The organism is Cyclobacterium sp. SOCE241 (assembly GCF_056867545.1).
Genome location: NZ_CP149779.1, coordinates 3,163,952 through 3,177,172, shown reverse-complemented (window position 1 = coordinate 3,177,172; position 13,221 = coordinate 3,163,952). Strand labels below are relative to the sequence as shown.

At 37.9% G+C, this 13,221-nt stretch carries 12 protein-coding genes and 3 pseudogenes; 5 read left to right on the top strand and 10 right to left on the bottom strand.

From position 1 onward, the window contains the following. Positions 1 to 43: 43 nt before the first annotated feature. A complete protein-coding gene (locus WG932_RS15845; protein WP_483084668.1) occupies positions 44 to 553 on the bottom strand; it encodes an NUDIX domain-containing protein in 510 nt (169 codons plus the stop codon). A gap of 16 nt (positions 554 to 569) precedes the next feature. Here WG932_RS15845 and WG932_RS15840 point away from each other — a divergent pair, with 16 nt between their 5' ends. Together WG932_RS15840 and WG932_RS15835 are read left to right on the top strand one after the other, a co-directional pair. Then, complete coding sequence (locus tag WG932_RS15840; protein WP_149391977.1) at positions 570 to 1,997, top strand: ATP-dependent DNA helicase; 1,428 nt, start codon at positions 570 to 572, stop codon at positions 1,995 to 1,997. A gap of 43 nt (positions 1,998 to 2,040) precedes the next feature. Continuing rightward, a complete protein-coding gene (locus tag WG932_RS15835) occupies positions 2,041 to 2,433 on the top strand; it encodes a DUF1573 domain-containing protein (protein WP_014019019.1) in 393 nt (130 codons plus the stop codon). Between the two features lie 83 nt (positions 2,434 to 2,516). On the opposite strand, the gene WG932_RS15830 is transcribed toward WG932_RS15835, so the two are convergent. Then, positions 2,517 to 3,104: a DUF1989 domain-containing protein gene (locus tag WG932_RS15830; RefSeq protein ID WP_483084667.1), complete on the bottom strand. Its 588-nt coding sequence runs from the start codon at positions 3,102 to 3,104 to the stop codon at positions 2,517 to 2,519. A gap of 75 nt (positions 3,105 to 3,179) precedes the next feature. Next, a complete protein-coding gene (gene gntA, locus WG932_RS15825) occupies positions 3,180 to 3,863 on the bottom strand; it encodes a guanitoxin biosynthesis heme-dependent pre-guanitoxin N-hydroxylase GntA (protein ID WP_483084666.1) in 684 nt (227 codons plus the stop codon). Positions 3,864 to 4,253: 390 nt separating this feature from the next. Here gntA and WG932_RS15820 point away from each other — a divergent pair. Next, positions 4,254 to 5,101, top strand: a pseudogene (locus tag WG932_RS15820) (SDR family oxidoreductase). Between the two features lie 146 nt (positions 5,102 to 5,247). Here WG932_RS15820 and WG932_RS15815 read toward each other — a convergent pair. From WG932_RS15815 to WG932_RS15785, 7 genes and pseudogenes are all read right to left on the bottom strand, one after another. Continuing rightward, positions 5,248 to 5,550 carry an SGNH/GDSL hydrolase family protein gene (locus tag WG932_RS15815; RefSeq protein ID WP_483084665.1) on the bottom strand — a complete coding sequence of 101 codons (303 nt, stop codon included), beginning with the start codon at positions 5,548 to 5,550 and terminating at the stop codon, positions 5,248 to 5,250. Continuing rightward, positions 5,547 to 5,996, bottom strand: coding sequence for an SGNH/GDSL hydrolase family protein (locus WG932_RS15810; RefSeq protein ID WP_483084664.1), 450 nt, complete (start codon positions 5,994 to 5,996; stop codon positions 5,547 to 5,549). Before WG932_RS15810 ends, WG932_RS15815 begins: the two co-directional genes overlap by 4 nt. A gap of 6 nt (positions 5,997 to 6,002) precedes the next feature. Continuing rightward, a pseudogene (locus tag WG932_RS15805) lies at positions 6,003 to 7,054 on the bottom strand (S66 peptidase family protein). 8 nt (positions 7,055 to 7,062) lie between these two features. Then, a complete protein-coding gene (locus WG932_RS15800; protein ID WP_483084663.1) occupies positions 7,063 to 7,872 on the bottom strand; it encodes a D-alanyl-D-alanine carboxypeptidase in 810 nt (269 codons plus the stop codon). Then, positions 7,842 to 8,351 (bottom strand): D-alanyl-D-alanine carboxypeptidase, encoded by a 510-nt coding sequence (locus WG932_RS15795; protein ID WP_483084662.1) that lies wholly within the window; start codon positions 8,349 to 8,351, stop codon positions 7,842 to 7,844. Before WG932_RS15795 ends, WG932_RS15800 begins: the two co-directional genes overlap by 31 nt. Before the next feature lie 11 nt (positions 8,352 to 8,362). After that, positions 8,363 to 8,737, bottom strand: coding sequence for a DUF423 domain-containing protein (locus WG932_RS15790; RefSeq protein WP_149391973.1), 375 nt, complete (start codon positions 8,735 to 8,737; stop codon positions 8,363 to 8,365). Between the two features lie 5 nt (positions 8,738 to 8,742). Beyond that, positions 8,743 to 9,425: pseudogene (locus WG932_RS15785) on the bottom strand (YggS family pyridoxal phosphate-dependent enzyme). 569 nt (positions 9,426 to 9,994) lie between these two features. Here WG932_RS15785 and WG932_RS15780 point away from each other — a divergent pair. Together WG932_RS15780 and WG932_RS15775 are read left to right on the top strand one after the other, a co-directional pair. After that, a complete protein-coding gene (locus WG932_RS15780; RefSeq protein ID WP_483084661.1) occupies positions 9,995 to 12,298 on the top strand; it encodes a SusC/RagA family TonB-linked outer membrane protein in 2,304 nt (767 codons plus the stop codon). Further along, entirely contained in the window at positions 12,295 to 13,218 is a 924-nt protein-coding gene (locus tag WG932_RS15775) for a hypothetical protein (protein ID WP_483084660.1), read from the top strand. Before WG932_RS15780 ends, WG932_RS15775 begins: the two co-directional genes overlap by 4 nt. Positions 13,219 to 13,221: the final 3 nt, after the last annotated feature.

Below are 13,221 nucleotides of genomic sequence, written 5' to 3'. Positions count from 1 at the left end.
GTAATTAAATTATTATAAAGAATTGATGGTTCGTATTAGAATGCTATTTTATGCATTTATTTCCAAAATTAAAATATCCTTTCCATATTCTTACATCATTCAAAGAATTTATTCTTCCAAATAGTGCATGTTTTTTATCTGATGGGATATTTTTTATCTCTTCCATGGTTAGAAATTTAACCTCTTCGATTACCTGTTTGTCGGTTTCTAGCTCAGGATCAATTCCAACCTCTAATTTACCATTTGTTTGGCTAACTTCAAAGAATAATTCGATAGCGTGTAATGGAGGAGATAAAAATTCATGGACAAATCGGTATTCTCCAACCTCAATTTCTAATCCGGTTTCCTCTAAAAACTCCCTTTTTAAATTCGATTTGGCATCCTGACCATACTGCATGCCACCTCCCGGAACATTCCAAAACCAGTGGTTATCGCCCATTCGATGTTTGACCATTAAAATTTTATTCTGCTGAATCAATATGCCGTTAACCCGCGTTCTGAGGCGGTTTCCGAAATTATCAATTATGTCTTTTTTTATGTTCGGGTTTTTCATCTTAGTTTCGCAATAGATGCATAAAGATAATCAAGCAAGTGTAAAGCCTTCTCAAAGAATTAGGAAATATTTCCCCCACAGTCCTACAACGGATCAGGAGTATTTCTTTAATGCCATGGATGCGTTTTTAGATAAGAAGGTTCCTTCAGGAGCTACCTTTATTCTCAAAGGCTATGCTGGAACCGGTAAAACAACTGTTTTAGCAGCTTTGGTTAAAGCTTTGCCATCACTCGGCTTGCGAGCAGTTATGCTTGCACCGACTGGCCGTGCTGCCAAAGTGATGAGTGCTTATGCCGACAAAACAGGTTTTACTATTCATAAAATCATTTACCGAGCAAAGCAGGGATTAGTAGATGGGGCAGATGGATTTGTTGTTCAAAAAAATTACTACCAAAAATCTGTTTTTATTATTGATGAAGCATCCATGCTTTCCGATGATAGAATGGGAGGAAAATCCCTTTTGGCCGATCTAATAGGCTTTGTTTTTCAAAATCCTGAAAACAGGCTTTTATTGATTGGAGATATTGCACAATTGCCCCCGGTTGGTAGTGAAGACAGCCCGGGCTTGGATAAAAATTACCTGATAAGGAATTTTAAATTGGATGTCAATGAGGCACTACTTACCATAGTAACCAGACAAGAACAGGATTCTGGAATATTGGCTAATGCTACTTCGCTGAGAAATGAAGTTCAAAAGCCCAAGCCTAGCATTTCATTTTACACCAAAGGATTTAAAGATTTTTACCGAATGACCGGGGAGCGGTTGGAAGATGGTTTGCGCTATGCCTATGATAAATTTGGGCTGGACAATACAATGATTATAACAAGGTCCAACAAAGCCGCAGTCCAATACAATAAATACATCAGAAATGCGATATTTTATTATGAAGATGAATTAAGTGCCGGTGAACGGTTAATGATTGTTAAAAATAATTATAGCTATATGGAGTCTTCAGAAAAGGTCAGTTTTTTGGCCAATGGGGATTTTGTAGAGATACTTAAAATTCGTTCATTTGAAGAAATTTATGGTCTAAGGTTTGCTACACTAGAATTGAGGTTGATTGATTATCCTGATGAAGTTCCTTTTGAGGCACGGGTGATACTGGATACCCTACATTCAAATAAACCGGCATTAGGAATGGAGGAGTGGAAAGCACTTTATAAGTTGGTTGAGGAGGATTACCGGGATTTGGAGCAAAAAAGTAAGATCAGAGAGGCGATGAGCAAAGATCCATATTTAAACGCTTTGCAAGTCAAATACGCCTATACCCTTACTTGTCATAAATCTCAAGGTGGGCAGTGGGATGCTGTTTTTGTAGACCAAGGTTATTTAAATGAAGAACAAATTGATAAAAATTACGTGAGATGGCTATATACTGCCATGACACGTGCCAGAAAAGAATTGTTTATGGTGAACTTTCACAACAATTTCTTCCTTAAATAGTAGTGTTTTTATTAAAATTGAGAATGAATTAAATTTGACATATATGAAAAGGTTATTAACAGTAGTATTGGCAATTGTATTAAGTTCTGCACTTGCAATTGCCCAAGAAAAAGCAGCAAAGGGACCTGTCATAACGTTTGAGGCAGATTCCAAAGATTTTGGTGATATCAAGCAAGGAGATAAGGTGGAAAATGTGTTTAAACTCACCAACACAGGAAACGAACCGTTAATTATTTCAAATGTGGCTGCTACATGTGGCTGCACCGTGCCAAGCTGGCCTAAGGAGCCTGTAGCACCGGGTAAAACAGCTGAAATTAAAGTCTCATTCAATAGTGCCGGAAAAATGGGCAAGCAAAATAGTGTGGTTAGAATTTATTCCAATGCCACCGAACCCATTGAAAAGGTCTCTTTGATTTCAAATGTGCTACCTAAATAAGTAAAAGAATTTTATTTTCCCATAATATAAAAAGCCTGCTCCAATAGATTGGAAGCAGGCTTTTTTTAAGGGCTAGTCACTGTCTAAAGGTTGCTTTCTAAGATTTCATAATGGATAGGTTTAAATGTTCCTCCATTGCTATCTTCAGCAGAGCATGCCGTAAGTGCAATAATAAGATCCATTTGCGCTTCAAAGAGCAAGTAATCTCCAGCCTTACTTAATGGTGGCAGTACTTTTAATCTTCCATTCTGGTCAAATTGCACATTCATAAAAATATTAAAAGCCGTAGGAATATCATCAGACTTAATCCCAAAAGGAGCCAAGGAGGTATGCAAATTCTCAAAGCAACTTGGGTGATAATCATCAATATTATACATGATTTTGAAGGTTTCTGGACTGCATGGAGCTAGTAGAAAATCATTTCTACCATTGGTGTCTTCTAAAATTTCCATCATTTTATTTCCTCTGTTACTCCAAAGGAAATTACCAGCAGTAATGAGAATGTTTTCTTCAAAATCCAATGTTTTGCCGGAAGATATTTTCTCTAAATTGTCATTTGCATTAAACAATACCATGTCACTTACTTGTTCACCTTGAGGATCTATAACCCTTAATTTTTGCCCTTTTTTTAATTTAAAAGCTACTCCGGATTGTTTATTAATTGTATTCATATAGCTTAACTAGGTTAGTTTTTTATTTTAAAATATTTCTTTTTCAACCTTATAATACCCTTTAACGATCTGAAATCAACTGTTCGAATGAAAAGGACACTTCCAATTTCCGGTAACTTGTCTCCCACTATATTGTACAGCTTCGCTACTTTCGCCAAAGTCTTTTAACACAGAATTGACAGATCCTTGGAAGTCGATATCGCGTTCCCTTATTTTGTCTCGGATTTTATTAAAGGATTTATTTTCTCTTAATTTCACAAATTGGCTATGTAAATTAAAGACCAAGGTGGTGTAAGGGGTTCTTCTGGCTAATCGAGAACTCTTAGGATGCATTCCGACAACATAAAATGCATGACCTGCTATGCTAAAGCTAAATGAAGCATTTTCAGGGTCGCTACTTACATTAGGATCCCAAGGTTGTTCATCGATGTCATGAATGTATTGAAGTTGATCCCACAATAATTGTTCAAATTCTTTTTCCGAGTTAATATGCATTTCTGGAAATACAGCTATAAAAGATTTAAATTTATTGCTATTAAAATCGATATTAGCCAAATACGCTTTAATTGCAATTAGCATTTTTAGAGCGGTGTCTTTTGAAGCAAATTTCTTAAATAATTTCATTTCAAAATTATTTAAAGAGAATACTGCATTTGCCATTATACAAGGATGTTTTTTGTCGATAATAAATTCTTTAAACTCTTGTTTAATATCCTTTAATCTAGTCTCATCGTTTGAGATTATGGTATTGGGTTTCATTTTAATTGTATTTATGTTGGTTAACGTTTTCATTATGGGATCAATACTGCAAATTTTAGACCTTTTGCTCACAGCCTATTTTTTGGGCTAATTTTTTAAGTAATAGCATTAACGCAGTGATTTTTTCAATCAAATTCCTTGCGCCCAAAAAATATCATTTCGAACAATATAAATTTGGTTTTTTCTGGGATGTCCTCCATGTAAATTGCCGAATTCGGACTGTTTCCAACCGCTTTTCCATTGTATAAGAAGCTTACTTTAAGTTACTTAAATAGGGAGAGTCGTCTTTTTGATTCTTGCTGTCAAATGAGTTAAATAATTTATTTATTGAGTGCTCAAGTGATATTTCCCTTACTTAAATTGGTTTTTTTTTAAAAACAATATTGAAATATGAATAAACCGAAGCAATTTCCGGAACAGTCTCTTAGCCAACCAGGTGATCAGCACAAAATGAATCCAACTCCTGAGGTAATTAGAGAAAATTATAAAGGAAGCGGCAAGTTGGAAAATAAAATTGCACTAATAACTGGTGGAGACAGTGGTATAGGAAGAAGTGTTGCCGTTCATTTTGCAAGAGAAGGCGCAGACGTAGCTATTGTTTATTTAAATGAAGTTTCTGATGCTAAAGAAACTCAGAAATTGGTCGAAAAAGAAGGGAAGAAGTGCTTGTTGATAGAAGGAGATATCAGGTTGGAAAGTTTTTGTAAGGAAGCTGTACAACAATGCATTGATTCTTTAGGTGGACTGAATAGCTTAATATGCAATGCAGCGATGCAATTCCCAAAGGATTCCTTGGATGAAATTGATAGTGATCAACTTCACAAAACATTTGAAACCAACATATACTCTTTCTTTTATATAACTCGAGCAGCATTGCCACATTTGAGTGAAGGTGATACCATTATAAACACTTCGTCAGTTACAGCTTACAGGGAAGTGAACATTTGATAGATTATTCGAGTACCAAGGGAGCAATAGTAAGTTTTACTCGTTCTCTTTCTCAAAATCTAGCTAAAAAGAAAATTAGGGTAAATGGTGTTGCACCAGGCCCAATTTGGACTCCTCTAATTCCAGCTACTTTTGATGATGTTTCCGAATTTGGGCAAGATTCACCGCTTGGACGCGCCGGACAGCCGAGTGAAGTGGCCCCAGCCTATGTGTATCTTGCAAGTGAAGATAGTAGTTATGTAACAGGACAATTTATCCATATTAATGGGGGAGAACTGATTGGAGGATAATTGATTGAATTAAATATCCTTCACCTATTTTATTTGGGCTATAATCGAAAAAACACCCTGCCAAACATTGGCTAGGGTATCGCATCCAAAGAAAAAAGGCCTCCTTCTTTGGAAGAATACATTTTAGTTTGCTACCAAGTGCATGCCTACAGTTGATACAGTTCCCTGAAAATTTCACTTAACTGGAATGCCCATTCTTTGTAGATATACCTACTTGGATGTAGTCCGTCATCCACCATGTTTTTGGCATTGCCTCCCCATACGCGGTAATGGTCTGTAATATTTATAAAAGGCATGTCACGGATTTCTGCTTCGTTACTTATAACCTTATTAAAAGCATTGATTTCTTTAGAAATTTGATCCTGCGGTTTTTTACCGGATTGGCCAAAACGAGTAATTCCCCAGTCGGGAATAGAAACAAGCACGATATGGTTATTTCTATTTTTCAAAAACTTTGAGTGGTCTCAATCAGTTCAATCAGCTCCTCATGGAATTGTTCGGTTGATTGCCCTCGGTATTGGTTGTTTACACCAATAAGTATACTGGCTATGTCATAAGAATTGGGTGCAATTTTCTCTTGACTCATTGCCTGAAGTAATTCATTGCTTGTCCACCCTGTTTTGGCAATCACTTTTGTGTTAAATTTTATCCCTTCATTGGAGAATATTTTTGTGATTTGCCAAGGGTAAGTGTTTGGTGTTGCTTCACCTTCACCAATGGTGTAACTGTCTCCCAAGGCCAAGTAATTTATTTCTTTGAATGGTGACTCATTTGTTGCATTTATTTTATTTCCAAGCATTTTTTGATTGTAATTGCATGCAGAAAGTATCAATAGACAGGCAATAGGAAGAAGGTGTTTTCCTTTACCTATAATAATAGTTAAACGGTTTACCACTTTGGGTTAAACGGTTTTGAATATGGATTGATCAGTTGTCAAAGTGCCTTGATCTGCATCCAGTATCACCTTTGCGCCGTGAGGCAGGAGGAATTGCTTGGGAACATGTCCAATCATCGCTCCACGGAAAGCAGGGATTTTATGAGGGAGCAAGTAATCGTCAAATATCTGATCTAAGGTAAGGTTTCCATATCCTCCGCTTGGATCACAGTCAGTACATTGACCGAAAACAAAACCTTTAATTTCTTGAAATACCCCCATGAGCATTAAGGTGCTCATCATTCTATCAATTCTGTAAGGCTCCTCCCCAATGTCTTCTAAGAAAAGAATTTTTCCTTTGAAAGAAGGAAGGTAGGGGGATCCCGCCAAGGAGGTCAGCACGGTAAGGTTTCCACCTACCAATTCACCTGTTGCCTTTCCGGAGAAGATTGTCCTGATCCTGTTTTTTTAACGACTAGGTCTTCAGTTTCCTCTACCTCATTTTCGTAAACTAGTTTCCCATTGTTTTCGAAGAAAAGTCGTTTGAACTGATTAACGTTGAATTTACCCCATGTCCCGGAGCCATTTGGGCCATGGAAAGTAATAAGTCCTGTTTGGGCAAACAGAGCATTATGAAGGGCTGTTATGTCGCTGTAGCCAAGTAGTGGTTTAGGGTTGTTTTTAACGGTTTTATAATCGATCAAGGGGAGTATCCTTGCTGCTCCTGAGCCACCTCTAATGCAGATAATTGCCTTTACAGCCTTGTTGGCAAACATCTCATTCAGGTCTGCGGCTCTTTCTTCATCTGTACCAGCCAAATGCCCTCTACGGTTTTTTAGGTGTTTTCCTTCAATTACTTTTAAACCAAGTCCTTCCATCGCCTCCTTGGCAAAGGTAAATTGCATCAAATCTGCAGTAGCTGCAGAAGGGCTAATCAATCCTACCAAGTCTCCCTTTTTTAGAGCAGCTGGTAAAAGATTTTTTGGCGAAGAAGTTTTTCCTGCGGATGGGGTAAAACCTAGTACAGGTAAAACTCCAAGACCCAGGCTAATTTTTTGTAAAAAGTGTCGTTTTTTCATGCTTGCAATTAGAAGTTATCACGGATATATAACAGTACCTTTTCCATTTCTCTTCTTACCACTGTAGCTTTATAGGGATAATTGTTATTCATAAAGGCAAAGGCGTAGATTTTATTGTTTTTGGTTTTCAAATAACCGACCAAACTATGGTGGTTGCTGATGGTCCCTGTTTTTGCCATTACATATGGCTTGGGCGCTGAATAATTAAATTTTAAAGTCCCTGTTCTTCCTCCGGTTGGTAGAAGACTGAATAGCTCCTCGTCAGGAAATAAGCGGTAAATTTTCTCAGCCAATGATACCATGGTTCGGGGTGTGAAAAGATTGTGTCTTGAAAGTCCTGACCCATCAACCCACTGAGGGTCATCAGGTAAGTCATAAAGATAGGTTTTTTTAATGTATTCAATGGCCTTTTCACTGTCCAGTTCAAAAAACAATTTATCGGAAATTTGAAGGAGCAGTTGTTCTGCTATAAAATTGTCGCTTTCCAGCAACATCTCTTTATAAAGGTTTTTGGTGGGGATTCCTTTCAAAATAAAATGGTCTGGGGGAAGGGTAGCATTGGATAGCTTAACAGGTATGTCCCATTCTTTACTTGCAAGTTTAGAAAAAGTTTCTGCAGAGGTCATATACGGAACTTTACTGTCTCTTCCATTATAGGTTCTAGGGTTGTAATAAAATTCATTGTTACGCCAATTTCGTTGGACATTTTTCACAGGTTTGTCTGAATAACTCACACTAAAAATACCAGGGGTTAATATAGGCTTATTGTTTACATTTTTTGCGCTAACTAGGTTTCCAAAAAGGGGAATTGGTGACATTTCTGCAGCATAGGAATGGTTGAAATCATCCCATTGCCAGCCATAACCAAAAGGCTCGTTTTTCCAATTGCTCTCAGAGTAATAAAGCGTATCGTATTTTGATAAAAATGCTTTAATGGCAGGAAGGGGAGGGTAGGATATTTCCAAGAAGGATCTCCAGTTCCCCATATGGTAGCCTTATTTCCTTGGGGAATAAATCGCATAAAAGTACTACTATCTGACAGCACCATTAAAGCACCAAAAAAGGTAAATAGTTTGGTGGTAGATGCCGGGATGAAATAAATATGACTGTTTTTCTCGTAACGAACCAGTTGACTATCTAAATCATATAACATGAAGCCTGTAAGATGGTTGTCAAAAAACGAGTTTTCACCCATTAATTCGTCCAATCCTAAAAATGATGATCTTAAATCTTGGGCTACTGTTTGTTGAAAAATGACCAGCCATAAAATAACAGCTGCTAAAAATTTTAATTTCATAAAATCAATTTTTATTTACCGAAACTGAGAAGCAAAATCACCCATCCAAAAATAAATGAAAGTCCTCCTAGAGGTGTGATGGCTCCCAACCAGGTCATTTGGCTTAAACAAAGAAAATAAAGACTCCCAGAGAAGATTATTATACCTGCCACAAAAAATAGGGCACTAAGTTTTAAGCGTTTTTTATCAGGAAATTGAAAGTACAAGACACCCACCATTAGCAAGGCTAAACTATGATAAAAGTGATAGCTGACTGCTGTCTCATAGGTGTCTAATCTGCCGGTATTCACCAACATCTCTTCTAAAGCATGAGCACCAAAGGCCCCGAAAATAACTGCCAAGGCACCAAATACCGCAGCGGTTTGAATAATACTATTTGATTTCATAATGGTTAATTGTAATTTCTCGACCCAAAAATGGCACTTCCTATCCTGACCATGGTGCTTCCTTCTTGTTGAGCAAGTAGGTAATCTCCACTCATACCCATCGAAATTTCTTTCATATCGACAATTTCAGGTAATGGCTGAACTTTTAATGCTTCAAAAAGTACCTTTAAAGTCCTGAACTCCTCTGTTATTATCTCTGTATTTTCTGTGTTTGTAGCCATACCCATTAGACCTTTGATCCTAATGTTATGCATGCTTTTGATTTCATCTCCTAAAAGAAATTCGTTTAACTCTTCCTTATTCCAACCGAATTTGGTTCCCTCCTTTGCGATATGAACTTGCAATAGGCAATGAATGGTTTTATTTATTTTTTAGCCTCTTTATTAATTTGTTTCAACAAACGCAAAGAATCTACACTATGGATCAGATAGATAAAAGGGACAATAAATTTGACCTTGTTGCGCTGCAAATGTCCGATCATATGCCATTTTATGTCTTGAGGCAGAGCTGGTGCTTTTTCGATGATCTCCTGAACCTTGTTTTCACCGAAATCCCTAATTCCGGCATCATAGGCTTCTTGAATTGCGGAGATTGGTTTGGTCTTACTTACTGCCACAAGTAGACAGTCCTGGTTTAGGAATGTGTCTCTGATTTTCTTTAGGTTTTTGCTTATATCTGTTGCTTGCATTTCCAAATTTGTTACCCTTGAATAGAATATCAAAAACAAAGATATCGGTATATTGGAGACAATGCTAAAAATTAGGTGCTTAAACAAGCTTAAAGTTTGTTTTTAAAATTGCATTTAAACAAATGTTGTACTTGACTTGAGTGTTTGGTGAAGTTTTCTTTTGCATTTATTATTGGTAAGGTTAGCCTATTTCACCTAATACTTAATTGATTTAGAACGATAGTTTATTAACATTTGAGTATGGGTTTAATTACCATTTTAAATTTCAATTGAAGAAAGGATACCTAATAATTGAAACTGTTTTAATTTGTCCGGTTGTAAAAAAATATTTTCTGATTAAAAACAGAAAAATGGCTGAAAGTATTTTTTTCTCTTTTTAATATTCTACATTTCTGCGAGATTTAAGATTATTTAACCTTTCATCATCATTTGTAGCCACTTATAAATAGTATTGTTTTTAAGTAGAGGGACAAAGTTTCTTTAGATTAAAGATAGAGTTTTTGTAGGTTCGCCATTGGTGTAAAAGTATAGATGGTCTTTTTGATTTGTTTTATCCAAAATAACCTTTTATGAAAAACCTATTACTTATTGTCTCCATGGCAATTCTCACTTCTATGGGTGGAAATGTCTTGGGGCAAACTGTCACTGGTAAAGTCACTGACAGTTCAGATGGAATGCCATTGCCCGGTGTGTCAATCCTTATCAAGGGGACATCCACCGGTACCGCCACAGATGTGGACGGGAATTACCAACTCAATGTAAGTGGACCTCAAACTGTTTTGGTTTATTCTTTTCTTGGGTTTGAGGCGGTAGAAGAAACAGTTGGCAACCGCAGTACAATTGATGTTAGCTTATCTGAAGATGCCTCTGAATTGAATGAGGTGGTTGTAACGGCTTTAGGTATAGAAAGAAATGTCAAAGCTCTCCAATATTCTATGACAGAAGTAGGAGGAGAAGAATTCACCCAAGCCAGAGAAAATAACATTGCCAATCAGCTGGCCGGTAGGGTAGCTGGCGTTAATGTAAGCAATGTAGCCTCAGGTCCGGCCGGATCGTCTCGGGTTATTATCCGAGGAAACACTTCCCTTCAAGGAGGAAATCAACCATTATATGTAATCGATGGAGTGCCTATGGACAACACCAATTTCGGTCAAGCCGGTGTTTGGGGTGGAGCCGATCAGGGAGATGGCATGACCAGTGTCAATCCGGATGATATTGAATCCATGTCTGTATTAAAGGGAGCAAGTGCGGCTGCCTTGTATGGGTCACGTGCAGCAAATGGAGTAATTCTTATTACCACTAAAAGAGGGACTTCACGAAAAGGAATTGGTGTAGAATTCAATTCCAATGCCGTGTTTGAGAGGATTAATAATCAAACCGACTTGCAAACCGAGTTTGGGTCCGGTAGGTTTCAAGGAGATCAAATTACTGGGAGCGCAGTTAGACCAACCACTGTAAGAGATGGGTACGATTGGGGAACCCAAGCTTGGGGTGAGCGATTAGGCTCCGGTACTGCTATGCATTTTGATGGGATTGAGAGACCTTATGTATATGCAGGAGACAATTGGAACCGTTTTTATGAAACAGGTAAATCATTTACCAACAGCTTATCTTTGTCAGGAGGGAGCGATACCCAAACTTTCCGATTCAATGTAACTGACTTAAGGAGTACATCTGTGATTCCAAATGCAGGATTTGATCGTATCAATATGTCATTGTCTACAAGCGGTAAATTTGGTAAAAAGCTAACTTTCGATGCTAAAGTACTTTATTCCAATGAAAGAACTAAAAATCGACCTAGGTTATCAGATTCACCCGGTAATGCTTTTCAGTCCATCTTTGCTTTGCCACCAAATGTTAACGTGCTGTGGGGACAAGGAGATCCGGATAGGTTAGGAACAATTCCAATAGGAACTGACCCGGCTCTATTAAGTGTATGGGGTTTTGCAGAGCAAGAAGAATACCTGATGACCAATAACCCTTGGGGTCAAAACCCTTATTTCTCTACGCACCAACTGTCAATTAGCGATACCCGAGACAGAATTATCACTTCAGGATCATTAAAATACATGATAACTGATCATTTGTATTTGTCAGGAAGAGCCGGAATGGATTGGTATACCAGAAGGGGGACGTCATTGACTCCACAAGGAACAGGTTACTCTAGAGGTGGAAATATGTCAGAGGCTGAGCGAAGGGTTAACGAAATTAATCTAGAAGCGATGTTGGGCTATAATAGACAATTTGGTGATTTTGGGGTAGTTGCCTTTTTAGGAGCCAATAGGATGCGGAGAGAAGATGAAAGTATCTCAGCAAACGGAACTAACTTTAACGTGCCTTTCTTTCATGCCATCAACAATGCTGAGGCAAGAAACTTCGGATACAGTTATTCAGGATGGGGGATAAATTCTGTATACGGATCTGCTGAATTCAATTATAAAAACATCTTATTCTTGACAGGGACAGGCAGAACAGACTGGTTCTCTACACTAGACCCTTCTTTAAATGATATTACTTATCCTTCAGTTGGTGGTAGTTTCGTTTTCTCGGATGCTTTGGAAGACCTGCCTTTCTGGTTAAGTTTTGGTAAAGTCAGGGCTTCATGGGCCAGAGTAGGAAGTTCGACTGTTAGTCCTTACCAGATACAGAATACCTATACCTTACTTGGGGCTCCGGCAGTTGGATTTGAAGGTAACACTGTTCCAATGGCGTCCTATGCTACTGCAGGAAATAACAACGGGACCATTCCAAATCCTTTTCTAGTACCATTATTATCCACTGAAATAGAGTTTGGCTTTGATGTTAGGTTGTTACAAAATAGGCTAGGTTTAGATTTTACTTATTATCACCAAAAAGCACCAATGACCAATTGAATGCTCAAATTTCTAGGGCTTCAGGCTTTGGATCTACTTTGGTGAACTTAGGAGAGATGGAGAATAAGGGAGTTGAGATTTTGCTGACAGGTTCACCCGTGCGGACAAGTAGCTTTAATTGGGATGTTTCATTCAATATTGCCAGAAATAGAAACAAGGTGATCTCCCTAATTGAAGGAACAGACATATTAAACGTAGAAGAACCTAGAACTAGGACGGTATTCGTACAACACAGGACAGGACAGCCTTTTGGCGTACTGGCAGGATGGGTACAGAAAACGTCTCCTGATGGACAGCCTGTATTTGAAGAAAATGGTGCTCCGGTACAATCCGATCAAATGGAAGTCATCGGTAACGGGATCCCTGATTTTACCGGTGGTTTTAATAATAGTATTACTTATAAAGGGTTTAACCTTTCCGCTCTAATTGACTTTAGAGTAGGAGGAGAGATTTATTCCGGAACCAATGTAAGGCTCACCCAATGGGGATTGCACAAGCAAACCTTACAGGGAAGAGAAGGTGAAGAACCGCTTACCGTAAGTGGGGTGATTCAGTCAGGTACGACTTCTGATGGTACACCTATTTATGAGGATTTCACGAAGACTTTATCACCGGGAGAGGCCAATAATTATTGGAACCAAATGGGAAATAGGGTACAGGATCACTTTATTTACGATGGCTCTTTTGCCAAATTAAGACAAATAACTTTCGGTTATAATTTCCCTAGAAGGTTAATGGAAAAAACTCCATTTACCAATGTGAGTTTGTCCTTCGTAGGCAGAAACCTTTCTATCCTTTGGAAAAATATTGAAAATGTAGATCCGGAGTCAGGTTATTCTTCAGGAAATGGACAAGGGCTTGATTATTTTGGAATGCCTCAATCAAGGTCCTATGGATTCAATTTAAGGGCTTCGTTTTAATCG

Bases quoted from the DNA above. Each gene is read 5' to 3' on its own strand.
- WG932_RS15845 (WP_483084668.1), bottom strand. From the start codon at position 553: ATGAAAAACCCGAACATAAAAAAAGACATAATTGATAATTTCGGAAAC.
- WG932_RS15840 (WP_149391977.1), top strand. From the start codon at position 570: ATGCATAAAGATAATCAAGCAAGTGTAAAGCCTTCTCAAAGAATTAGG.
- WG932_RS15835 (WP_014019019.1), top strand. From the start codon at position 2,041: ATGAAAAGGTTATTAACAGTAGTATTGGCAATTGTATTAAGTTCTGCA.
- WG932_RS15830 (WP_483084667.1), bottom strand. From the start codon at position 3,104: ATGAATACAATTAATAAACAATCCGGAGTAGCTTTTAAATTAAAAAAA.
- gntA (WP_483084666.1), bottom strand. From the start codon at position 3,863: ATGAAACCCAATACCATAATCTCAAACGATGAGACTAGATTAAAGGAT.
- WG932_RS15800 (WP_483084663.1), bottom strand. From the start codon at position 7,872: ATGTCACCAATTCCCCTTTTTGGAAACCTAGTTAGCGCAAAAAATGTA.
- WG932_RS15795 (WP_483084662.1), bottom strand. From the start codon at position 8,351: ATGAAATTAAAATTTTTAGCAGCTGTTATTTTATGGCTGGTCATTTTT.
- WG932_RS15790 (WP_149391973.1), bottom strand. From the start codon at position 8,737: ATGAAATCAAATAGTATTATTCAAACCGCTGCGGTATTTGGTGCCTTG.
- WG932_RS15780 (WP_483084661.1), top strand. From the start codon at position 9,995: ATGAAAAACCTATTACTTATTGTCTCCATGGCAATTCTCACTTCTATG.